Origin of the sequence: Bordetella parapertussis (assembly GCF_020735925.1) — a bacterium.
GTDB lineage: Bacteria > Pseudomonadota > Gammaproteobacteria > Burkholderiales > Burkholderiaceae_B > Bordetella > Bordetella pertussis.
The window spans coordinates 2,015,157-2,037,499 of the sequence record NZ_CP085971.1; the positions used below are offsets into that span (position 1 = coordinate 2,015,157).

At 70.8% G+C, this 22,343-nt stretch carries 15 protein-coding genes and 1 pseudogene; 7 read left to right on the forward strand and 9 right to left on the reverse strand.

Annotation, left to right across the window (positions count from 1 at the left end; all coding sequences use genetic code 11):
- The first annotated feature begins 18 nt into the window (after positions 1 to 18).
- The 5 genes from LK409_RS09695 (at position 19) to LK409_RS09715 (ending at position 6,397) form a co-directional block, all read left to right on the forward strand.
- Positions 19 to 840 carry an alpha/beta fold hydrolase gene (locus tag LK409_RS09695; protein ID WP_003807374.1) on the forward strand — a complete coding sequence of 274 codons (822 nt, stop codon included), beginning with the start codon at positions 19 to 21 and terminating at the stop codon, positions 838 to 840.
- 27 nt (positions 841 to 867) lie between these two features.
- Complete coding sequence (locus tag LK409_RS09700) at positions 868 to 1,899, forward strand: M29 family metallopeptidase (RefSeq protein WP_003810089.1); 1,032 nt, start codon at positions 868 to 870, stop codon at positions 1,897 to 1,899.
- 15 nt (positions 1,900 to 1,914) lie between these two features.
- Positions 1,915 to 2,532 (forward strand): isochorismatase family protein, encoded by a 618-nt coding sequence (locus tag LK409_RS09705; protein WP_010927379.1) that lies wholly within the window; start codon positions 1,915 to 1,917, stop codon positions 2,530 to 2,532.
- A 176-nt stretch (positions 2,533 to 2,708) separates the two neighbouring features.
- Positions 2,709 to 4,940 carry a xanthine dehydrogenase family protein molybdopterin-binding subunit gene (locus LK409_RS09710; protein WP_226376538.1) on the forward strand — a complete coding sequence of 744 codons (2,232 nt, stop codon included), beginning with the start codon at positions 2,709 to 2,711 and terminating at the stop codon, positions 4,938 to 4,940.
- 50 nt (positions 4,941 to 4,990) lie between these two features.
- Positions 4,991 to 6,397: a ferredoxin reductase family protein gene (locus LK409_RS09715; RefSeq protein WP_086935317.1), complete on the forward strand. Its 1,407-nt coding sequence runs from the start codon at positions 4,991 to 4,993 to the stop codon at positions 6,395 to 6,397.
- Between the two features lie 10 nt (positions 6,398 to 6,407).
- Here the strand turns inward: LK409_RS09715 and LK409_RS09720 are convergent, their stop codons facing one another.
- Both LK409_RS09720 and LK409_RS09725 read right to left on the reverse strand, forming a co-directional pair.
- On the reverse strand, positions 6,408 to 8,516 hold the full coding sequence (locus tag LK409_RS09720) for a TonB-dependent siderophore receptor (RefSeq protein WP_010928488.1): 2,109 nt from the start codon (positions 8,514 to 8,516) through the stop codon (positions 6,408 to 6,410).
- Positions 8,517 to 8,642: 126 nt separating this feature from the next.
- Positions 8,643 to 9,170 carry a MarR family winged helix-turn-helix transcriptional regulator gene (locus LK409_RS09725; protein ID WP_003810097.1) on the reverse strand — a complete coding sequence of 176 codons (528 nt, stop codon included), beginning with the start codon at positions 9,168 to 9,170 and terminating at the stop codon, positions 8,643 to 8,645.
- A 93-nt stretch (positions 9,171 to 9,263) separates the two neighbouring features.
- On the opposite strand from LK409_RS09725, the gene LK409_RS09730 reads away from it, so the two are divergent.
- Complete coding sequence (locus LK409_RS09730) at positions 9,264 to 10,229, forward strand: Bug family tripartite tricarboxylate transporter substrate binding protein (protein ID WP_003810100.1); 966 nt, start codon at positions 9,264 to 9,266, stop codon at positions 10,227 to 10,229.
- A 16-nt stretch (positions 10,230 to 10,245) separates the two neighbouring features.
- Positions 10,246 to 11,811, forward strand: coding sequence for a sulfatase-like hydrolase/transferase (locus tag LK409_RS09735; protein WP_010928489.1), 1,566 nt, complete (start codon positions 10,246 to 10,248; stop codon positions 11,809 to 11,811).
- 21 nt (positions 11,812 to 11,832) lie between these two features.
- Here the strand turns inward: LK409_RS09735 and LK409_RS09740 are convergent, their stop codons facing one another.
- From LK409_RS09740 to LK409_RS09770, 7 genes and pseudogenes are all read right to left on the reverse strand, one after another.
- Complete coding sequence (locus tag LK409_RS09740) at positions 11,833 to 13,506, reverse strand: AMP-binding protein (RefSeq protein ID WP_010928490.1); 1,674 nt, start codon at positions 13,504 to 13,506, stop codon at positions 11,833 to 11,835.
- An 8-nt stretch (positions 13,507 to 13,514) separates the two neighbouring features.
- A complete protein-coding gene (locus tag LK409_RS09745) occupies positions 13,515 to 14,063 on the reverse strand; it encodes a PaaI family thioesterase (protein WP_003810105.1) in 549 nt (182 codons plus the stop codon).
- Positions 14,060 to 15,259, reverse strand: a complete 1,200-nt coding sequence (locus tag LK409_RS09750) for an acetyl-CoA C-acyltransferase (RefSeq protein ID WP_010928491.1) — start codon at positions 15,257 to 15,259, stop codon at positions 14,060 to 14,062. Before LK409_RS09750 ends, LK409_RS09745 begins: the two co-directional genes overlap by 4 nt.
- Before the next feature lie 9 nt (positions 15,260 to 15,268).
- The gene (locus tag LK409_RS09755; protein WP_010928492.1) at positions 15,269 to 17,659 is read right to left on the reverse strand and encodes a 3-hydroxyacyl-CoA dehydrogenase/enoyl-CoA hydratase family protein; all 2,391 of its coding nucleotides are present in this window, start codon (positions 17,657 to 17,659) and stop codon (positions 15,269 to 15,271) included.
- 70 nt (positions 17,660 to 17,729) lie between these two features.
- A pseudogene (locus tag LK409_RS09760) lies at positions 17,730 to 19,030 on the reverse strand (OmpP1/FadL family transporter).
- Between the two features lie 71 nt (positions 19,031 to 19,101).
- Complete coding sequence (locus LK409_RS09765; RefSeq protein ID WP_010928493.1) at positions 19,102 to 21,045, reverse strand: 3-hydroxyacyl-CoA dehydrogenase NAD-binding domain-containing protein; 1,944 nt, start codon at positions 21,043 to 21,045, stop codon at positions 19,102 to 19,104.
- Positions 21,042 to 22,334, reverse strand: coding sequence for an acetyl-CoA C-acetyltransferase (locus tag LK409_RS09770; RefSeq protein WP_010928494.1), 1,293 nt, complete (start codon positions 22,332 to 22,334; stop codon positions 21,042 to 21,044). Before LK409_RS09770 ends, LK409_RS09765 begins: the two co-directional genes overlap by 4 nt.
- Positions 22,335 to 22,343 lie beyond the last annotated feature (9 nt).

Here is a 22,343-nt window from a genome sequence, read left to right on the forward strand (position 1 = left end):
CCGGGGGAGGAGCGAGCGATGAGCAATTTTCGGTATGGCGGCAACGTGCAGGCCAACGGGATCCGGCAGCACTACCTGCGCTATGGGGGCGAGCGGGCCGGTCGCGATCCGGTGATCATCGTGCCGGGGATCACCAGCCCGGCGGTGACCTGGGGGTTCGTGGGCGAGCGTTTTGGCGAGCAGTTCGACACCTACATCCTGGATGTGCGCGGGCGGGGGCTGTCGCAGTCGGGGCCGCAGCTGGACTATGGCCTGGATGCGCAGGCCGAGGACCTGCTGGCGTTTGCGCGCGCGCTGGGGCTGTCGCGCTACAGCGTGGTGGGCCATTCGATGGGCGCGCGCATCGGGATCCGTGCGGCGCGCACGGGCGAGGCGGGGCTGGCGCGGTTGGCGATGGTGGATCCGCCGGTGTCGGGGCCGGGCCGGCGGGCGTATCCGTCGAAGCTGCCGTGGTACGTGGACTCGATGGCGCAGGCGCGCCAGGGGATGACGGGCGAGCAGATGAAGGCGTACTGCCCGAGCTGGACGGCCGAGCAGCTGCAGCTGCGCGCCGAGTGGCTGCACACGTGCGAGGAGCGGGCGGTGATCGCCAGCTTCGAGGGGTTTCACGAGGACGACGTGCACGCGGACCTGCCGCGGGTGCGGGCGGCGCGGCTGCTGATGACGGCCGAGCGCGGCGAGGTGGTGCTCGATGCGGACGTGGCCGAGATCGAGGCGCTGGCGCCGGGCACGGCGCACGTGCGGGTGGCGGGCGCGGGGCACATGATTCCGTGGGACAACGAGGAAGGTTTTTACGCGGCGTTCGGGGATTTTCTGGGCGCGCGCCTGCGGGCGGGCTGAGGCCGCGATGACACAAGGAGAGTGGCGATGCCGGTGAGCGATTACGAGATGATCCGGGCCTGGACGCAGGTGCTGAGCCTGTCCAGGCTGCAGGCGGGGCAGACGGTGACGGTGCTGACCAGCGCGGCCACGCACCCGCAGACGCTGGGCACGGCGCTGGTGGCGGCGCAGTCGCTGGGGGCGGTGGTCAATCGGCTGGACCTGCCGCCGGTCAATGGGGAGAAGGCGCTCAGCCGCGACGCGCTGGCGTACCTGGGGACCACGCCGCTGACGGGCAACAAGGCGGCGATCGCGATGCTCAAGGCCAGCGACCTGGTGCTGGACCTGATGACGCTGCTGTTCTCGCCCGAGCAGCACGAGATCCTGCAGGGGGGCACGAAGATTTTGCTGGCGGTCGAGCCGCCGGAGGTGCTGGCGCGGCTGGTGCCCACCGAGGGGGACCGGCAGCGGGTCAAGGCGGCGGCGGAGCGGATCGCGGGGGCGCGCGAGATGACGGTGGAGTCGGAGGCGGGCACGCGGCTGCGCTGCGGGCTGGGGGAGTTTCCGGCGATCAGCGAGTACGGCTACGTGGACGAGCCGGGGCGGTGGGACCACTGGCCCAGCGGGTTTGCGCTGACCTGGCCCGACGAGGGCTCGGCCAACGGCACGATCGTGATCGACCGGGGCGACATTTTGCTGCCGCAGAAGTCGTACGTGAGCGAGCCCATCGTGCTGACGGTGGAAAACGGCTACGCGACGCGCATCGAAGGGGGGCTGGATGCGGAGCTGCTGCGCGAGTACGTGGCCACGTTCAAGGACCCGCAGGCGTACGCGATCTCGCACATCGGCTGGGGCCTGCAGCCGCGGGCGAGCTGGACCACGCTGGGGCTGTACGACCGGGAGGCGACCATCGGCATGGATGCGCGGGCCTACGAGGGCAATTTCCTGTTCTCGCTGGGGCCGAACAACGAGGCGGGGGGCAGCCGCACGACGGCCTGCCATATCGACATTCCGCTGCGCCGCTGCACGGTGCGCCTGGACGGGCGCGAAGTGGTGCGCGAGGGCAAGGTACTGGACTGAGGAAGGGGCAGGGACATGGGCAATGATCTGGGCAGCTACGAGCGCCAGGGGTTCGGGGCGGCGCTGCTGTTGAAGGCGCCGTACGGGCTGCTGATCGTGGACTTCGTCAACGGGTTCGCGGACCCGGCGCAGTTTGGCGGGGGCAACATCGCGGCGGCGATCGAGACCACGCGCACGGTGCTGGCGGCCGCGCGCGAGCGGGGCTGGGCGGTGGCGCACAGCCGCATCGTGTATGCCGATGACGACGCCGACGGCAACATTTTCAGCATCAAGGTGCCGGGGATGCTCACGCTCAAGGAGCACGCGCCGGCCAGCGCGATCGTGCCGCAGCTCGCGCCGCAGGCCGGCGAGTACGTGGTGCGCAAGAGCACGCCGTCGGCGTTCTACGGGACGATGCTGGCGGCGTGGCTGGCGCAGCGCGGGGTGCAGACGCTGCTGGTGGCCGGGGCGACCACCAGCGGGTGCGTGCGCGCCAGCGTGGTCGACGCGATGTCGGCGGGTTTTCGGCCGCTGGTGCTGTCCGATTGCGTGGGCGATCGCGCGCTGGGCCCGCACGAGGCCAACCTGTTCGACATGCGCCAGAAATACGCCGCCGTGATGACGCATGACGAGGCGCTGGCAAAGACAAAGTGACACACCCAGGTGCCTGTCCCCGCACGGGGGACAGGCACCTGCCGAATCCTGGGTGCCTGCCCTTCCCGTGGGGACAGACACCTGCCGAATCCTGGGAGCCTGTCCTTCCCGTGGGGACAGGCACCTGCCGAATCTTGCTCCCTGCGGGCACAGACGCGCCGAGTATGAGGACGGTCATGCAAACACCCAGATCGCAACGAGAGGCCTTGCTGCGCGCCGCGGACGCCTTGCTGGTCACGCGCGCGCCGACGGCGGGGGCGCGGCCCGCGCCGGGGCAGCCGGGCGCGGCGTCCGATTATGTGCCGGCCACGCCGGACGTGTTCATCGCGGTGCGCGCCGACGGCCGGGTGCAGGCGTTCAACGGGCACGTGGACCTGGGCACGGGCGTGCGCACGGCGCTGGCGCAGATCGTGGCCGAGGAGCTCGACGTGGCGTTCGAGCGGGTGGAGATGGTGCTGGGGCATACCGAGGCCGCGCCGAACCAGGGGCCGACGATCGCCAGCGCCACGATCCAGATCACCGCCGTGCCGCTGCGCAAGGCGGCCGCGCAGGCGCGCGCCTGGCTGCTGGCGCGCGCCGCCGACGCCTTGGGGATGCCCGCCGACATGTTGCGCGTGGACGATGGCGTCGTGCGCGCCGGGAACGGCCGCGCCACCGATTACTGGACATTGCTGGCCGGCGGCGGCGCCACGCTGGCCTTGGCCGACGCGGTGGCGCTCAAGCCCAGCGCGCAATATCGCGTCGTGGGCCGGGCGGTGCCGCGCGTGGACATTCCGGCCAAGGCCACCGGCCAGCTCACCTATGTGCACGATATGCGGCTGCCGGGCATGCTGCACGGCCGGGTCGTGCGTCCGCCCTATCCGGGACGGGATGTCGGCGGCTTTGTGGGCCACAGCCTGCGCGACGTGGACCGCGCCTCGATCGCGCACCTGCCCGGCATCGTCGATGTGGTGGTGCTGGGCGATTTCGTCGGCGTGGTGGCCGAGCGCGAGGAGCAGGCCATCAAGGCGGCGCGCCAGTTGAAAGTGCATTGGGCCGCGCCGCCGCCCGCGCCCGACCTGAGCGACCTGGCGCGCGCGTTGCGCGACCAGCCGGCCACGCCGCGCGAACTGGTGCCGCAAGGCGATGTGGACGCGGCGCTGGCGCACCCGGACGCGCTGCGCTGCACCTACGTATGGCCGTACCAGATGCACGGATCGATCGGCCCGTCCTGCGGGCTGGCCGACTACCGCCCCGATGGCCTGACGGTCTGGTCGGGCACGCAGAATCCCCATATGCTGCGCATCGACCTGGACCGCCTGCTCGGCCTGGGCGAGTCGCGCATCGAGATCGTCCGCATGGAGGCGGCCGGCTGCTATGGCCGCAATTGCGCCGACGATGTCTGCGCCGACGCCGCGCTGCTGTCGCGCGCGGTGGGACGGCCGGTGCGGGTGCAGCTCAGCCGTGAGCAGGAGCACGCCTGGGAGCCCAAGGGCGCGGCGCAGCTGATGGAAGTCCGTGGCGCGGTCGACGCGCAAGGCGGCCTGGCCGCCTACGACTTCGCCACCCGCTATCCGTCCAATGACGCGCCCTTGCTGGCCCTGCTGCTGACCGGGACGCTCGCCGCCGGGCCGCGTACGCTGCAGATGGGCGACCGTACGGCCGTGCCGCCGTATCGCTACGACAGGCTGCGCGTGGTGTGCCACGATACCGCCGCCATCATGCGCGCGGCCTGGCTGCGCGGCGTGTCGGCCCTGCCCAATTCGTTCGCGCACGACTGCTTCATCGACGAACTGGCCGAACGCGCCCAGGCCGATCCGCTGGCGTTTCGCCTGCGCCACCTGGACGATCCGCGCGCCATCGACCTGCTGCGCGAAGTGGCAAGCCGCGCCGGCTGGCGGGAAGGGCGGCGCGGCAGCCGCGGCCAGGCGGACGCACGGCATCGGCTGCGCGGCCGGGGCCTGGCCTACGCGCGCTACGTGCACAGCAAGTTTCCGGGTTTCGGCGCGGCCTGGGCGGCCTGGGTGGTGGACCTGGCCGTCGACGCGCGCAGCGGCGCCATCACGGTCGAACGGGTGGTGGTGGGCCAGGATACCGGCATGACCGTCAACCCCGATGGCGTGCGCCACCAGTTGCACGGCAATGTGATCCAGTCGCTCAGCCGCGCCTTGAAGGAGCAGGTGTCGTTCAACCAGGCCGGCGTCAGCAGCATGGAGTGGGGCGCCTACCCCATCCTCGGTTTCACCGAGGTGCCGCCGATCGAGGTCGTGCTGATGCCGCGCCAGGACCAGCCGCCCATGGGCGCGGGAGAATCGGCCTCGGTGCCGGGCGCCGCCGCGCTGGCCAACGCCCTGTTCGACGCCACCGGCCGGCGCTTTCGCGAGCCGCCGTTTACGCCCGAGCGGGTGCGCGCGGCGCTGGCGGGCTGACTGCGGGCGCGGCCGCGTTGCGCCAGATCAAGGCCGGCGGCGAGCGCCCGATGCATAATGGGCCTGGCGCGACTGGGATTTTCCGCAAACGCTATCGCGCTCGTTCCGGAGATGCGATGCGACGCCTGAGAACAATATTCATTCCGCTGGTTGCGGCCCTGTCCGTCCTGTGGCTGAGCCAGAACCCACCCGGCGCATGGGGCGAGGGCTTCTGGGTCATGCGCAAGCCCCTGATCTACTACACCGGCATCCTGGCCCTGGGCATGATGTCGCTGGGCGTGATCCTGGCGGCGCGGCCGGCCCGCTTCGAAGGCGCCCTGGGAGGCCTGGACAAGTTCTACCGGCTGCACAAGTGGCTGGGCCTGGGCGGCGTGGCGCTGGCGCTGACGCACTGGCTGCTGAAGATCGTGCCGCCCTGGATGGCCGGGCAGGGCTGGACCGTGCGGCCGCCGCGCGTGCCCGCGCCGGCCGGGCAGGCGGCCCTGTACGACCCGTTCCAGGCCTGGCACGGGGTGGCCAAGAGCCTGGGCGAGTGGGGGCTGTACGCCTTGCTGCTGCTGGCCGCGCTGGCCCTGTACAAGCGCTTTCCGTACCGGCACTTCTTCCGCACGCACCGGCTGATGCCCGCGCTGTACCTGGTGTTCGTGTTCCATGCCGTGGTGCTGATGGCGCCGGCCTACTGGCGCGGGCCCATCGGGCCGGTGATGGCCGTGGTCATGGCCGCCGGCGGCGCGGGCGCGCTGTTGTCGCTGCTGGGCCTGATCGGCCGTCCGCGCCAGGCCGCCGGCCGCATTGCGCGGCTGGAGCGATTCGCCGACAACGCGGTGATGCAGGTCGACGTGCAGCTGGAAACGCGCTGGCCCGGGCACAGGGCGGGCCAGTTCGCGTTCGTGACCTTCGACCGCGCCGAGGGCGCGCACCCGTTCACCATTTCGTCGGCCTGGCGCGACGACGGCTTGCTGCGCTTCAGCATCAAGGGTCTGGGCGACTACACCCGCAGCCTGCCGGCGCGCTTGCGGGTGGGCGACGGCGTGACGGTGGAGGGGCCCTATGGGCGCTTCGATTTCTGCGCGAACGGCAGGCCGCAGATCCTGGTGGCGGGCGGCATCGGTATCACGCCGTTCCTGGCGCGGCTCCAGGACATGGCCGCGGCGCGCTCCGATGGCGCGCCGGCGCACGAGGTGGACCTGGTGTATTCCACCAACGCGCCGGACCCGGATTTCATCGGCGAGCTGCGCGCCCTGGCCGAGCGCGCCCGGGTCGGCCTGCACGTGCTGGTGACGCAGCGCGACGGCAAGCTGAGCGCCGAGCGCCTGGTCGACATGCTGCCGCGGGCCGTGCAATCGGAAGTGTGGTTCTGCGGGCCGGCCGGGTTCGGCCAGGCCCTGCGCGAAGGCCTGGCTGCCCGCGGCATGCCGCCGGCATGCTTTCACCAGGAGCTGTTCGAGATGCGCTGACGGCGTACCGCTAGAAGCGGTACATGGCGCTCAGGGTGACCGTGCGGCGCTGGCCGTAGAAGCAATCGCCGCGCCGCAGGCACACCACCTCGTGGGTCTTGTCGGCGATGTTGGCGACGTTCAGCGCATAGCGCCACGAACCGGTGTCGTAGCTGAGCATGGCGTCGAACAGGGCCACCGAGCCGGTCTCGGGCGCGGACCCGTCGCGAAACGCGTTCAGGTAGCGCACGCCGGCGCCGGCGGCAAAGCCATGCACATCGCCCACGCTGAACCGGTATTTGCTCCACAGCGAGAACGTGTGCTTGGGCAGGCCTTCGAGCTGCGGGTCGATGTCGGTGTAGTTGTAGTTGGCGATCACATCCATCTGCGGCGTGACGCGGCCGCGGAATTCCAGTTCGATGCCGCGCGTCCTGGTCTTGCCGGTCTGCACCTGGTTGGTGGGATCGGACGGGTCGTTGGTCTGGCGGTTGCGCTCGCGCAGGTCGTAGGCCGCCAGGGTGGCCTCATAGCCGGTGTCCTGCGGCATGTACTTCAGGCCTGCTTCCCATTGCTTGCCGCGCATCGGTACCCAGCGGTTGCCGCTGTTGTCGGTGCCGGCGATGGGGGTGAACGACTCGCTGTAGCTGAGGTAGGGCGACCAGCCGTTGTCGGCGGCGTACATCAGGCCCAGCCGCTTGGTGGTGGCGTTGTCGGTTTCCTTGTCGGCGCCCTCGACGCTGTTGGCGACGCGGTCGTGGCGCAGGCCCGCCACCACGATCCAGTTGCGGTCGAACTTGATCTGGTCCTGCAGGTAGACGCCGATCTGCTGCTGCTTGTTCTTGGGCACGTCCGACATGGCATAGTCGGGCAGGGTGCCGTAGACCGGCTGGTACAGGTCCAGCGGCGCGCCGAATCCGCTGCCGGTCTCGCCGGTCTCGCGATAGCGGCTGTAGTCCACGCCCATCAGCAGGGTATGTTCGGCGCGGCCCCAGTTCACCTTGCCTTCGAGGTTCTGGTCGGCCAGCAAGGAACGCATGCGCGGGTTCTTGATGTACAGGTAGCGATTGACCACGCGCTGGTCGGCGTCGATGAAGGGATTGTCGGGGTTGCCGTAGACCGCCGGATACAGCGTGCTGTAGTCGACCTTGCTGGAAGTGTGGCGCAGGTTCTGGCGCACTTTCCAGTTGTCGTTGAACTTGTGCTCGAACTGCCAGCCCACGCTGAATTGCTCGGTGTCGTAGCGGTCGAAGCCGGGTTCGCTGGTGAAGCGGCGGGTGGGGATGCGGCCGTTGGGGTTGCCGCTGACCGTGCCGCTCCAGGGCAGGAAGGCCTGGGTCGTGCCCGACTTGTCCTTCTGCCAATAGGCCTGCAGCGTCAGCGAGGTGGCGGCGCTGGGCTGCCAGGTCAGCGACGGCGCGACCATCATGCGGTCGTCCTTGGTGTACTGGACCTGCGTGTCGCTGTCGCGTCCGAGGGCCACCACCCGGTACAGCCAGGTGCCGTCCTCGGTCAGCGGGCCGGTGAGATCGGCCTGGATCTCCTTGCGGTTGTGGTTGCCCACGGTCACGCCGATCTCGCGCATGGCCTCGGGCTGCGGCTGCTTGCTGACGAGGTTGACCACGCCGCCGGTGCTGCCCTGGCCGTACAGCATCGAGGCCGGGCCGCGCAGGACTTCGACGCGCTCGAGCCCGTAGACCTCGGTGCGCGGATTGTTGTAGTTGAAGAACTGCTTCAGGCCGTCGAGATACTGGACCGGTTCCACCCCGCGCACCCGCACGTAGTCGCCGCGGTTGTCCACGCCATAGGCGTTGGGGCGCACCCCCGCGGCGTAGTTCATGGTGTCCTGCACGTTCTGCGCGCCCTGGTCGATGATCTGCTCGCGCGGGATCACCGTGACGGCCTGCGGGGTTTCCGACAGAGGGGTATCGGTCTTGGTGGCGGTGGCACTGCGCGTGGCGGCATAGCCGTCGACCGGGCCGGTGGCGGTCTTGCCCCTGCCGGTGACCTGCACGGCGGGCAGGGTGGTGGCTTCGGTGGCGGTCTGCGCCTGGGCGGCGCCGGCCGCCAGCGAGGCGGCCAGCGACAGATGCAGCAGGCGCGGCGCGGCCGGGCGGCGCCGCTGTGGCGTGCGGTTGTCCAAGGGGAGTCCTCTTTCCTTTGTATGTTTAAGACTGCAAATTCTATCGTCAATCAGAATGATTCACATTAAGTATTTTGCGCAAACTGTTTCGGCGATGAAACACAGCCGGCCTTGCAGCGCGGCGCGTCAGCGGGGGTGGGGGCCGGTCTCGCGCGGGCGCCGGGTTCCGCCGGCGCGGCGGTCGGCCTTCTCGGCGATCAGGTTGCCGGCGGCCATGGCGCGGCCGCGCGCCTCGATGCGCGCCAGGAGGTCGCGCAACTGGTCGATTTCGGCCGGATCCAGCGATTCGGCCAGCAGGTCGTTGAGCTGGGCCACCGCGGGCAGCACCGCCTGGTAGTGCGCCAGGCCGGCCTCGGTGGCCTCGATGTGCACCACGCGGCGGTCCGACAGGCCGTGTTCGCGCTGCAGCCAGCCCTTGCGGCACAGCGCCCCGACGGTGCGCGACGTGCGCACCAGGTCCAGGCTGGCCGCGGCGGCCAGCGCCGCCGACGTCATGCGGCCGTGCTCGACCGCCGCGGCCAGGATGCGCCATTCGCGCCGGGTGATGCCATAGCGGCCTTCGCACAGGCGGACGAACACCGGGTTGGACTGCGACCAGGCCTGGTACAGCCGGTACATCAGCATATCCTGGAGACAGGCGGCAGGGCGGGACATGGCGGCGTTGGAGACCTTGCGGGGCTTATTGGATTAGATCCATCGAGTATCGGCTTGTTAGATTGTCGGCACAACAATGAAAGGAGACAAGCGATGTTCAAGTCGATGCTGGCGGCCGTCCTGGCGCTGGGAATGTCGGGGCCGGCGGCGCAGGCGGCCGCGCCGCTGGACGGCCCGCTGACCATTGTGGTGGGCTATGCGCCCGGCGGCAGTTCCGACCGTATCGCCCGGCTGGTGGCCGAGCGCCTGAAAGACCGGGTAGGCGTGCCGGTCATCGTCGAGAACAAGACCGGCGCGGGCGGGCGCATCGCGGCGCAGGCCTTGCGGCAGGCCTCGGCGCAGCAGAATGTGCTGATGCTGGCCAACCCGGCGGTCATGGTGGTGGCGCCGCTGGTCTACGCCCAGCCCGGCTACGACGCGCAGCGCGATTTCCAGCCGCTGTCGCTGGCCAGCCGCTACAAGTTCGCGCTGGCGGTGCCGGCCGGTTCGCCGCTGCGCACGCTGGCCGACCTGCGCCAATGGATCGCCGCGCATCCGAAGCAATTGACGGTGGGGGTGCCGGCCACCGGCAGCCTGCCGCACTTCTTTGCCCTCATGCTGGGCCGCGAAGTGGGCGAAGACGTCGAGGTGGTGGGGTACCGCGGATCGGGCCCGCTGATCACCGAGCTGATCGGCGGCATCCTCGGCCAGGGGATCGACACGCTCGATACGCTGCTGCCGCAGCACCAGGCGGGCAAGCTGCGCATCCTGGCCACCTCGGGCCAGACGCGCGACGCGCAACTGCCCGACGTGCCGACCTTTCGCGAAGCGGGCGTGGACCTGGCCGCCGACGGCTGGAACGCCTTCTTCGCCCCGGCGGCCATGCCGGCGGACAAGGTCGAGCGGCTGGGCCGCGATATCGCCGCCGTCATGAGCGAGCCCGCCATGCAGCAGGCCGTGCGCGCGGTCAACCTGGAGCCGGTCGCGCAGGACGCGGCGCAGACCGCCGCCTCCTTGCAGGCCTATCGCGACCAATGGGAGCCGGTGGTGCGCCAGTCCGGCTTCATCGCCACCCAGTAAGCGGCCGGAATCCGTCATGACACAAGTGCAGAACGTGCTGTTCATCATGGCCGACCAGCTGCGGGCCGACCACCTGGGCTGCTACGGCCACCCCTACCTGCGCACCGCCAGCCTGGACGCGCTGGCGCGCCGCGGGGTGCGGTTCGAGCGGGCCTTCGTCAACTCGGGCGTGTGCGGACCGTCGCGCATGAGCTACTACACCGGCCGCTATCCCTCCAGCCACGGCGCCACCTGGAACCGCGTGCCCTTGTCGGTGGGGGAGGTGACGCTGGGCGAATACCTGGCCGGCCATGGCCTGGACCTGGCGCTGGCCGGCAAGACCCATGTGCTGCCCGACGCGGCGGGCATGCAGCGGCTGGCCCTGGATGGCGGTTCGGAGCTGGGCCTGCTGCTGAGCCGGGGCGGCTTTCGCGAGCTGGGCCGCTACGACGGCCACCATGAGCCCGGCGCCGAAAGCGGCTATCCCGCTTTCCTGCGCCGCCACGGCTATGACTCGCCCGACCCCTGGAGCGACTACGTCATCTCGGCCATCGACGCCGGCGGGCAGGTGGTCAGCGGCTGGCACATGCGCAATACCTATCTGCCGTCGCGGGTGCGCGAGGCGCATTCCGAGACGGCCTACATGACCGGCCAGGCGCTGGATTTCATGCGGCAGCGCGGCGGCCAGCCCTGGGTGCTGCACCTGAGCTACGTCAAGCCGCACTGGCCCTACATGGCGCCGGCGCCCTACCACAGCATGTACCGGCCCGAACAATGCCTGCCGGTGCTGCGCACGGCGGCCGAGCGCGAGGACGCCCATCCGGTGGTGCAGGCCTATCGCCAGCACGAGGAAAGCCTCAGCTTCGCGCGCGAGGATTGCGTGCGCATCGTCCGGCCCGCCTACCAGGGGCTGATCCAGCAGCTCGACGACCATCTCGGCCGGCTGTTCGACTACATGGAAGGCGCGGGGCTGATGCGCAACACGCTGGTCATTTTCACCTCCGACCACGGCGACTTCCTGGGCGATCACTGGCTGGGCGAGAAAGAGCTGTTCTACGACACGGTGCAGCGCGTGCCGCTCATCGTCATGGACCCGAGCCCGACCGGCGACGCCGTGCGCGGCACGGTCAGCGGAAAGCTGGTCGAGGGGGTGGACATCGTCCCGACCATCCTGCAGGCGCTGGAGGTGCCGTTGCCCACGCATCGCATCGAAGGGCGGGCGCTGCAGCCGCTGCTGCACGGCGCGACGCAGGCGCCATGGCGCGATTGCGTGTTCTCCGAGCTGGACTACAGCTTTCGCCAGGCGCGCCTGCTGCGCGGCAAGACGCCGCAGCAGGCGCGCGCCTGGTCGGCGCGCACCGACCGCTGGCGCTATGTGTACTGGCAGGACGAGTCCGAGCAGCTGTACGACCTGGCCAACGATCCGGGCGAGCTGCAGGACCTGGGCCGCTGCCCGGCTCACGAGGCGGTGCGCGCCGAGATGCGCGCGCGCCTGCTGGAATGGTCGCTGGGGCGCAAGACCCGCGTCACGATCGCCGATTCCGCCGTCGAGCGCAGCACCAACGCGCACAAGCGCGCGGGCATCCACTTCGGCCAGTGGTAGGGCCGGCGCCGGACGGCGCCGCTAGGCGGGCCGTCCGGCCTCGTCGCGCAACTGGCGGCGCAGGATCTTGCCCACGTTGGTGCGCGGCAGCTCGGTGCGGAATTCCACCGAACGCGGCACCTTGTAGCCGGTCAGGTTGGCGCGGCAGTAGGCGATCAGCGCGGCGGCGTCCAGGTCCGGGTCCTTGCGGATCACGAACAGCTTGACCGCCTCGCCCGAGCGCGCGTCGGGCACGCCCACGGCGGCCACCTCGCGCACCCCGGGGTGCAGCGCCACCACGTCCTCGATTTCGTTCGGATAGACGTTGAACCCCGAGACCAGGATCATGTCCTTCTTGCGGTCGACCAGGAAGACATAACCCCGCGGGTCGACGTAGCCCATGTCGCCGGTGCGCAGGAAACCGTCGGCATGGAAGCTGAGCGCGGTTTCGTCGGGCCGCCGCCAATAGCCCGGCGTGACCTGCGGACCGCGCACGCAGATTTCGCCCGTCGCGCCCAGGGGCAGCTCCTCGCCGTGTTCGTCGCGGATCGACAGCTCGGTCGAGGGCACGGGCAGCCCGATGGAGCCGGTGAAATCCGGGGCATCGAGCGGATTGATGGTGACCGCCGGCGAGGTCTCGGTCAGGCCATAGGCCTGCGCCAGCGGCTTGCCGGTGACGGCGCGCCAGCGTTCGGCGACCGAGCGCTGCACCGCCATGCCGCCGCCCAGGGTCAGCCGCAGGCGCGAGAAGTCGAGCCGGGCGAAACCGGGGTGGTCGAGCAGGGCGTTGAACAGGGTGTTGACGCCGGTGATGCAGCTAAATGGCGTCTTGCGCAGCTCGCGCACGAAGGCCGGGATATCGCGCGGATTGACGATCAGCAGGTTGCTCGCGCCGATCTTCAGGAAGGTCAGGCAGTTCGCCGTCAGGGCGAAGATATGGTAGAGCGGCAGGGCCGTCACCACGCATTCCCGGCCTTCCTTGACCAGCGGCCTGACCCAGGCGTACGCCTGGCACAGATTGGCGATCAGGTTGCCGTGGGTGAGCATGGCGCCCTTGGCCACGCCGGTGGTGCCGCCGGTGTATTGCAGGCAGGCGAGGTCGGCGTGGCCCAGCGCCGGCGCCGCGTGGGGCAGGCGCTCGCCTTCGGCCAGCACGTCGCGCAGGCGCCGCGCGCCCGGCAGCGACCAGGCCGGCACCATGCGCTTGACCCGGCGCACCACGAAGTCGACCACGGGGCCGCGCGGCCAGCCCAGCTGTTCGCCGATGGAGGTCACGACCACGTGTTCGAGGGCGGTCTGCGGCAGCGCCTGTTGCAGCGTGGCGGCGAAGTTGTCGGCCACCACGATGGCGCGCGCGCCGGAGTCGGCCAGCTGGTGCGCCAGTTCGCGCGGCGTGTAGAGCGGATTGCAGCTGACCACCGTGCAGCCGGCGCGCCAGGCGCCGAACAGGCAGATGGGGTATTGCAGCAGGTTGGGCATCATCAGCGCGACCCGCTCGCCCCTGCCCAGGCCGCGCGCCTGCAGCCAGGCGGCGAAGGCGCGCGAGCGGCGGTCCAGTCCGGCGTAGCTCAGCGTGCGGCCCAGGCTGATATAGGCGGTCTTGCCGGCAAAGGTCCGGCAGCTGTCTTCGATCACCTCGGCCAGCGAGGCATGCGCGCCGCTGTCGATCTCGGGCGCCACGCCCGCCGGATAGCTGGCCAGCCAGATTTTTTCCATGGGCGGTCCTAGTTGCCGGGCGGGGCCGGCTCGAGCGGCGTGCGCGCCGGCGCGCCGGCCTGCGTCTTGCGCTTGTAGAAGGTCTTGTCGGCGATATAGACCGTGCGCTCCACCACCGCGTAGACCTCGCCATGGCGGTCGCTCAGCGCCACGCTGTAGGTGCGCGTGGTTTCGTGATCGCGCGCCAGCTCGGCGCGAATCGCGGCGATTTCATCGCGGCCGATGCGGAAATCCGCATACAGCGTGGCGTAGGCCGGCTTGCGGTAGCGGATGGTGGCGGCCTTGTCCCAGACGATGACGCCGGGCCCCAGCGCCATCATCAGCATGGTGGGGTGCGCGCCGTCGGTCACCGAGAACAGCGATCCGCCATACATCGAGCCGACGATGTTGCGGGTGCGCCGGCCCAGCGGCAGCCTGATGCGGATGTGCAGGAAGTCGGCCGCGATCTCCACCACCCGCCCGCCGGTGGCGCGGAAGGCGGGGTGCAGGTTGAACCCCACGCGCAACAGGCGCGCCCGCCAGCGCGGCGGCACGCGTTCGATCCACTGCAGCTTCACAGCGCCTCGAAGATGCCGGCCGCGCCCATGCCGGTGCCGATGCACATGGTGACCATGCCGTACTTGCCGCCGGTGCGGCGCAGGCCGTGCACGATGGTGGCGGTGCGGATGGCGCCGGTCGCGCCCAGCGGGTGGCCCAGCGCGATCGCCCCGCCCAGCGGGTTGACCTTGGCCGGATCGAGTTCGAGGTCGCGCATGACCGCCAGCGACTGCGCGGCGAAGGCTTCGTTCAGTTCGATCCAGTCCAGGTCCTGCTGGGCGATGCCGCTGCGCGCCAGCACCTTGGGAATGGCCATCCTGGGGCCGATGCCCATGATCTCCGGCGGCACGCCGGCCACCGCGAAATCGACGAAGCGCGCCAGCGGCTGCAGGCCGTACTCGCGCAGGACGCGCTCGGAGACCAGCACGACGGCGGCCGCGCCATCGGACATCTGCGAGCTGTTGCCGGCGGTGACGCTGCCGCGCGCGGCGAATACCGGCCGCAGCCTGGCCAGCGCCTCGGCGGTGCTGTCGGGGCGCGGGCCTTCGTCCTGTTCGATCCAGCGTTCGGCCACGCGCACGGCGCCGTCGCGTCCGCCGGCCAGGTGCGTGCGCACCTGGTAGGGCGTGATCTCGGCCTTGAAGTGGCCGGCGGCGATGGCGGCGCAGGCCTTCTGGTGCGAGGACAGCGAAAAGGCATCCTGGTCCTCGCGCGAGACTTTCCATTGCTCGGCGACTTTTTCGCCGGTCAGCCCCATGCCGAACGCCATGCCGAGGTTTTCCTCGTGCGCGAAGACGGCGGGGTTCATCGCCACCTTGTTGCCCATGATCTGCGGCATGGCGCTCATCGATTCGGTGCCGGCGCCTATCATCACGTCGGCCATGCCCAGCCGGATGCGGTTGGCGGCATCGGCCACCGCCTGCAGGCCCGAGGCGCAGAAGCGGTTGACGGTGACGCCGGCCACGCTTTGCGGCAGGCCGGCAAGCAGCAGGCCGATGCGCGAGACGTTCATGCCCTGTTCGGCCTCCGGCATGGCGCAGCCGGTGATCACGTCGTTGATGCGCTCGGGCAGCAGCGCGGGCACCTGCGCCAGCACGGCCCGCAGCACCGCGGCCAGCATGTCGTCGGGGCGCGTGGTGGCGTAGGCGCCATTGCGCTTGCCCACCGGCAGGCGGGTCGCGGCGACGATGTAGGCGTCCTGAATCTGTTTGCTCATGATGAATCCTCAGTTGCGCAGCGGTTTGCCGGTGTCCAGGGTGTGGCGGATGCGCGCCTGCGTTTCGGGCGTGCGCAGCAGCGCCATGAACTCGCGCCGTTCCACGGCCAGCAGCCACTGCTCGTCGACGCGGGTGCCGGCCTCGGCCTCGCCGCCGCACAGGGCCACGGCGGCGCTGCGTGCCACGCGGTAATCATGGGCGCTGATCATGCCGCCTTCGCGCATGTTGACCAGCACCATCTCGAAGTTGGCGATGCCGGTGCGGCCGGCCACCGGGATGTCGCGCGGCGCGGGCGCCGGCGCGTGGCCGCTGTCGGCCGCGGCGCGCGCCTGGCGCAGCGCCACCCACAGCAGCTCGTCCGGATGGAACACCACCGTGTCGCCGTTGTGCGCGTAGCCCATGTCCATGGCCTGCAGGGCGCTCTTGGCGACCTGGGCGGTGGCGATGTTCTGGAACACGGGCTGCAGATAGGGAAACACCTCGGCCGGCGTGGCGGTGGCCGCGGCCAGGCGCGCGGCGCGCACCGCCAGGGCCTTGCTGCCGCCGCCGGCGGGGATCAGGCCCACGCCGGCCTCGACCAGGCCGATGTAGCTTTCCAGCGCGAGCACGCGGTGGCTGGCATGCATGATGAACTCGCAGCCGCCGCCCAGCGCCATGCCCTGTACCGCGACCACCGTGGGGATCTGCGCGCGGGCCAGCGCCAGCGAGGTGCGCTGGAACTGTTCGACCGTGGCTTCCAGGCGCTCGAACTCGCCCGCCGCGCAGACCTGGTAGACCTGTTCCAGGTTGGCGCCCACGGCGAACGGCGCGTCGTGCCACATCACCAGGGCGTCGAATTCGCGCTCCGCGCGGGCGATGGCCTGCTGGATGCCGTCGAGCACTTCCTCGCCGATCGTGTGCATCTTCGAGGTGACCGACAGGATGGCGATGCCGCCGTCCTGCTCGGGCAGGCGCCACAGGCGCACGCCGGGCGCTTCCCAGACGGTTTCGCCGCGCGGTGCGGGCGACTCGCCGACCAGCTTCTCGGGAAACAGCTGGCGTCGGTACACCGGCAGCGCCGAGCGCGGGCGCAGCTGGCCGTCGCGCGCCGAGTACGAACCCTGCGGCGTGTGCACGCCGGTGCGGCCGCTGTCCAGGGCCCAGTCCGGCAGGGGCGCGGCGCTCATGGCGCGGCCCGCGGCGATGTCCTCGGCTATGGCGCGCGCGGTGTCCTGCCAGCCGGCCGCCTGCCAGGTCTCGAAGGGGCCCTGGGCCCAGCCGAACCCCCAGCGCATCGCCAGGTCCAGGTCGCGCGCGTTGTCGGCCACGCCGGCGAGCTGGCAGGCGCTGTAATGGAAAATGTCGCGCAACAGGCTCCACACGAACTGCGCCTGCGGGTGCGTGCTGGCGCGCAGTTGCGCCAGGCGCCTGGCCGGATCGCGCTCCTTGAGGATGGCGGCGGTCTCGTCGGCCAGCGCGCCGGCCGAGGGCCGGTACTGGCCGCTGGCCGGGTCCACCACCTGGATCTCCTTGCCGGCCTTGCGGTAGACGCCCGCGCCGCTTTTCTGGCCCAGCGCGCCCTGGTCGATCAGGGCCTGCAGCCAGGCGGGCAGTTCGAAGTACGCATGCCACGGATCGTCGGGCAGGTTGTCGCGCATGGTGGCGACCACGTGCGCCAGCGTGTCGAGGCCCACCACGTCTGCGGTGCGGTAGGTGGCGCTCTTGGGACGGCCGATCTTCGGTCCGGTCAGCGCGTCGACCTCGTCGAACCCCAGGCCCAGGCGCTGGGTGTGGCGCATGGCCGCGAGGATGGAGAACACGCCGATGCGGTTGGCCACGAAGTTGGGCGTATCCAGGGCGCGGATGACGCCCTTGCCCAGGCGCGAGGTCAGCCAGCCCTCCAGCTGGTCGACGACCTCGGGCCGCGTATGGCGGGTGGCGATGATTTCCACCAGCCGCATGTAGCGCGGCGGGTTGAAGAAGTGGATGCCGCAAAAGCGCGGCCGCAGCGCCTCGGGCAGGGCGCCGGCCAGGGTTTCGATCGACAGGCCCGAGGTATTGGAGGCGACGATGGCGTGCGGCGCCACGTGCGCGGCGATGCGGTGGTAGAGATCGGTCTTCCAGTCCAGCCGCTCGGCGATGGCCTCGATGACCAGGTCGCAGCCGCCCAGCCGCTCCAGGTCATCGTCGTAGTGGGCGGGCGTGATCAGCGCCAGGCGGTCCGGGCGCGCCAGCGGGGCCGGCTCGAGTTTGCGCAGGCCGGCCAGCGCCTTGTGGACCACGGCGTTGCGCTCGCCCTGCGGCGCGGTCAGGTCGTACAGCATGACCGGCACGCCGGCATTGGCAAGATGGGCCGCGATCTGCGCGCCCATGACGCCGGCGCCCAGGACGGCGGCTTGTTTGACGACGAACTTGCTCAAGGAAACCTCCAGTCGTTGCGGCCCCGGGCGCCCGAGCCCCCGGGGTGTGGTCTTGCGGGCCGGGCCCTTGCTAGAAGCGGGCCGAAACCTGCAGGCCCACGATATTGCCCTTGCTGTTGTACGTGCCGGCGACACGGCCCTTGGTCAGCGGGTTGCCCGAGGTCGTGTCGATGTCGGTGTCGCGCAGGTACAGATAGGTATAGCCCAGATCGACCGTCACGTTGTCGGTCGGCGCGTACTGCACGCCGGTCGAGAACCACCAGCGGTCGGTGTCGGGCAGCGAGGTCGGTCGGCCTCGTCGTGCACCGGCGACTGGTCGAAGGCGACGCCGAACTTCCACTTCCATTGTGCCGCGAACTGGTAGTTGGCGCCCAGCGCCACGCGCCAGCTGTCGCGGAACTTGAGCGGCAGCTCGTCGGTCGGGCCGTTCTTGTTCTTGATCTTCAGCTCGGGGATGCTGCTCCAGCCGGTCCAGGAGATGTCGCCCAGCAGCTCCCAGCGGTCGTTGAGCTGGTGCGACACGCTCAGGATGAGCGAGTCCGGCAGGTCCACCGACGCCTTGGCGTCGTACGAGGCCGAGGCGCTGCGCCCGCCCGGCAGGGCGATGTTGTCCACGTCCGTGTTGCCGCTGGCGGTGTGCTTGATGCGCGAACGGTAGGACAGGCCGACGCGGGTGGCGTCGGTGGGCTGCAGCATGAAACCCACGTTCCAGCCCCAGGCGTCGCCGTCCATGTCCAGCGTGGCGTCGCCGTTGGTGAACATGGGCAGCCCGGGCACGGGCTGCACCACGGTCTTCTTCTTGTAGGTGGCGTCGATGCGCTGCCAGTTGATGCCAAAGCCCATCGAGAAGCGGTCGTTGACCTTGTACGCGATCGACGGGTTGATGTTGATGGTCTTGATGTCGAACTTGTTGGAGTGGTACTGGCCCGCCCAGCCGCTGTCGTACTTGGTCATCAGGCCGAACGGCGCGCCCATGCCCAGGCCCAGCCACCACTGGTCGGCCACCTGCCATGAGACGTAGGCGTTGGGCACGACGCCCAGGCTGCCGGCATCGCCGCCGTTGCCGCCGGCGGGCCTGCCGCCGCCCAGCAGCGTGGGGTCGCGGCTGTCGCCGTTGTCCGAGAATTTGAACGAAGGCCAGATGGCGTTGACACCGCCCGACACGTTCACGCCGGGCAGATAGGTCATGCCGGCTGGATTGAAGTAGATGATGCTGGCGTTTTCCGGGTTTGCCGCCGAGCCGGCGTAGGCGTTGCCCAGCCCGCTGGCGTTCTGTTCGAGCAACTGGAAGCCGGCCGAGTGCGCGGCGCCGGCCGCCAGGCCGGCCAGCGCCGCAACCAGTGTTTTCAAGGTCACCGATCGTCCATTCATGGGTTCTGTCTCCTCGCGTTGTGACGTGACTGCCTTGCTTGGGGACGGCTTTCCGCTCTTGGTTCGCCGTGCTAAGGCCGCTGGACGGCTTCTCGTTGACTTGCGTATTGCAGCGGGCCGCCCGTGTAGGGGGCAAAGCCCGTGCCGAAAATCGCGCCCGCGTCGGCCAGGTCCGCATCGGCCACCACGCCGGCGGCCACGCGCTCGCGGGCGCTGTCGATCAGGGGCTGGAGCAGGCGGTCGACCAGCCCTGGCGGCACGCCGCGCGCGGCCGGCTTGACCGCCTTGCCGTCGCGCCAGGCATAAAAGCCGCGGCCGCTCTTGCGGCCCAGTTCCTTGCGCGCCAGGCGTTCGGCCAGGCAGCGCGGCGGCGCGTGCTCGCCGGTGAGCTGGGCGCCGGCGGCCGCCGCGATGTCCAGCCCGACGGTGTCGGCCAGCTCGAGCGGCTCCATCGGCATGCCGAAGGCGGCCATGGCGGCGTCGATGGCCGCCGGCGCCATGCCCTCGTCGACGCAGCGCATCGCTTCCAGCATGTAGGGCGCCAGCACCGCATTGACCAGGAAACCCGGCGCGTCGCGCACGGGCAGCGGCAGCTTGCCGATGCGGCCGACGAAGGCGCAGGCCCGCGCCAGCGCGCGCGGATCGCTGTCGGCGGCGAGCACGACTTCGACCAGCGGCATGCGCGCCACCGGGTTGAAGAAATGGATGCCGACCAGCCGCTGCGGCTGGTCGAGGACCTGGGCCAGCCCGGCCAGCGACAGGCTGGAGGTATTGGTGGCCAGCAGGGCGCCCGGTTTCAGGCGCGGTTCGAGCTGGCGGTAGAGGGCCTGCTTGGCCTGGGCGCTCTCGCTGATGGCCTCGATGACCAGGTCGGCTTGCGCCACGCCATCGCCCTGGGGGTCGGGAACCAGGCGGTCGAAGGCGGCGCGCGCGGCGCGCCGGTCCTTCAGCTTGCGGGCGAAGAAGGCGCCGGCGCGCGCCAGCGCCGGCGCGATGCGCGCCATGTCCTGGTCCTGCAGCGTGACGGTCAACCCGCGGTAGGCGCACCAGGCGGCGATATCGCCGCCCATGACGCCGGCGCCCACCACGTGCACGCGCCGCACGGGCGCGTCGACGGCGGCCTTGCCGTAGCCCTTGAGCCGTTCCTGCAGGCGGAACACGCGCAGCAGCTGGCGCGCCGTGTCCGAAGCCAGGATGCCGTCTATCAGGTCGGGCGCATGCAGGGCGTTGCCGCCGTGGCGCGCCCAGATGTCGATGATGGCGCGCGGGGCGGGGTAGTGGCCCTGCGGATCCTTGGCGGCCACGCTCTGGCGCGCGCGGCGCGCCGCCAGCGCCTTGAGCGGCCAGCGGTTCAGCCAGGCCGGCAGGCCGCGCGCGCGGCGCGGCGCTCGGCCCGACAGCACGGTGGCGCGGGCGGCGGCCTGCAGCAGCCGCGGCGGCACGCGCGCGTCGACCAGGCCCAGCGCCGCGGCGCGGCGCGCGTCGACCCGGCGTCCGGTCAGCATCATGTCCAGCGCGGCCGGCGCGCCGATCAGCGCCGGCAGGCGCCGCATGCCGCCCCAGCCGGGGAAAATGCCCAGCATGGCTTCCGGCAGCCCCAGCGCGGTGTCGGCGTCGTCGGCGGCGATGCGGTAGCGGCAGGCCAGCGCCAGTTCCAGGCCGCCGCCCAGGCAGTGGCCGCGTATCAGCGCCAGCGTGGGGTACGGCGTCGCCGCCAGCCGGTTGAACAGCTGCCAGCCGCGCGCGACCAGTTCGCGCGCCTGCTGCGGCGTCTGCAGCGCGCCGAATTCGTTGATGTCGGCGCCGACGATGAAGCCGTTCTCCTTGCCCGACAGAATGACCAGTTCCTTGGGCGGCTGGGCCTGCAGGGCGTCGAGCACCGCGGCGAGTTCGGCCATGACCTCGGCCGACAGCGAGTTCGCGGCGGCGTCGGCGCGCGCCAGCGCCAGCCATGCCAGGCCGTCGGCTTCACGGTGCAGGCGCCAGTGGGTGTAGGCCAGGTCGGGCGTGTTCATGCGCGCTCCTCGAGGTTTTCGACCAGCATGGCCCCGCCCTGGCCGCCGCCGATGCAGATGGCGGCCATGCCGTGGCGCATGCCGCGCGCCTTCAGGGCCTGCAGCAGGTGCAGCACGATGCGCGCGCCCGAGGCGCCCACCGGATGGCCCAGCGCGATGGCGCCGCCGTCCACGTTCAGGCGGTCCTGGTCCAGGCGGCCCCAGGCCCCGGTGCCGAAGTGTTCGCGGCAATAGGCCTCGTCGTTCCAGGCCGCCAGGCAGGCCAGCACCTGCGCGGCGAAGGCTTCGTTGATTTCCCACAGGTCCAGGTCGTGCAGGCCCAGTCCATGCCGCTGCATGATGGGCGTGGCCGCGTGCACCGGCCCCAGGCCCATCTGGGCCGGATCCAGGCCGGCCCACTGGCTGTCGAGGATGCGCCCCAGCGGGCGCAGCCCCCATTTGCGGACCGCGGCCTCCGAAGCCAGCAGCAGCATGGCCGCGCCGTCGGTGACCTGCGAGCTGTTGCCGGCCGTGATGTTGCCCCACGGCTTGTCGAACGCCGGGCGCAGGCGCGCCAGGCGTTGCGGGGTGGAGTCGTCGCGCACGCCATCGTCGTCGGGGTAGACGGTGCCGCGCGTATCGGCCATCGGCACGATCTCGCCCAGCCGGCCGGCTTCGCGCGCGGCCAGCACGCGCAGGTGGCTGCGCGCCGCGTAGGCGTCCATGGCGGCGCGGTCGATGCCGAAGCGGGTGGCCAGGTTCTCGGCCGTCTGTCCCATCGACAGGCCCACCACCGGATCGGTCAGGCCCTTGAGCAGGCCGATGACCGGCGCCAGGTAGCGCAGGCGCAGCGCGCCCAGCGCGCGCAGCCGGGCGCCCAGGCCGCGCGTGCCATACCAGCGCGCCAGCCACTTGACCATGTCGTCGGAGAACAGCAGCGGCGCGCGCGACAGCGCGTCGGTGCCGCCGGCCAGCACCAGGCTGCTGCGGCCCAGCTGCAGATTGGCGATGGCCGAATCGAGGGCCTGCATGCCGGAGGCGCAATTGCGCATCACCGTCCACCCGGGCACGCGGTTGCCGCAGCCCAGCCGCAGGGCGATGACGCGGCCGATATTGACTTCGTCGGGCGAGGGCGCCGCGCAGCCGACGATGACTTCGTCCAGGTCGGTGGGGGCGAAAGGCTGGCGCAGCAGCAGCGCGCGGCCGGCCTGCACGGCCAGGTCGGCGGCCGAGAACGGTCCGGGGCCGTTGCGCGCCTTCAGGAAGGGGCTGCGCGTGCCGTCGACGATGTATACCGGTTGAAAACGCATGCCTGTCGC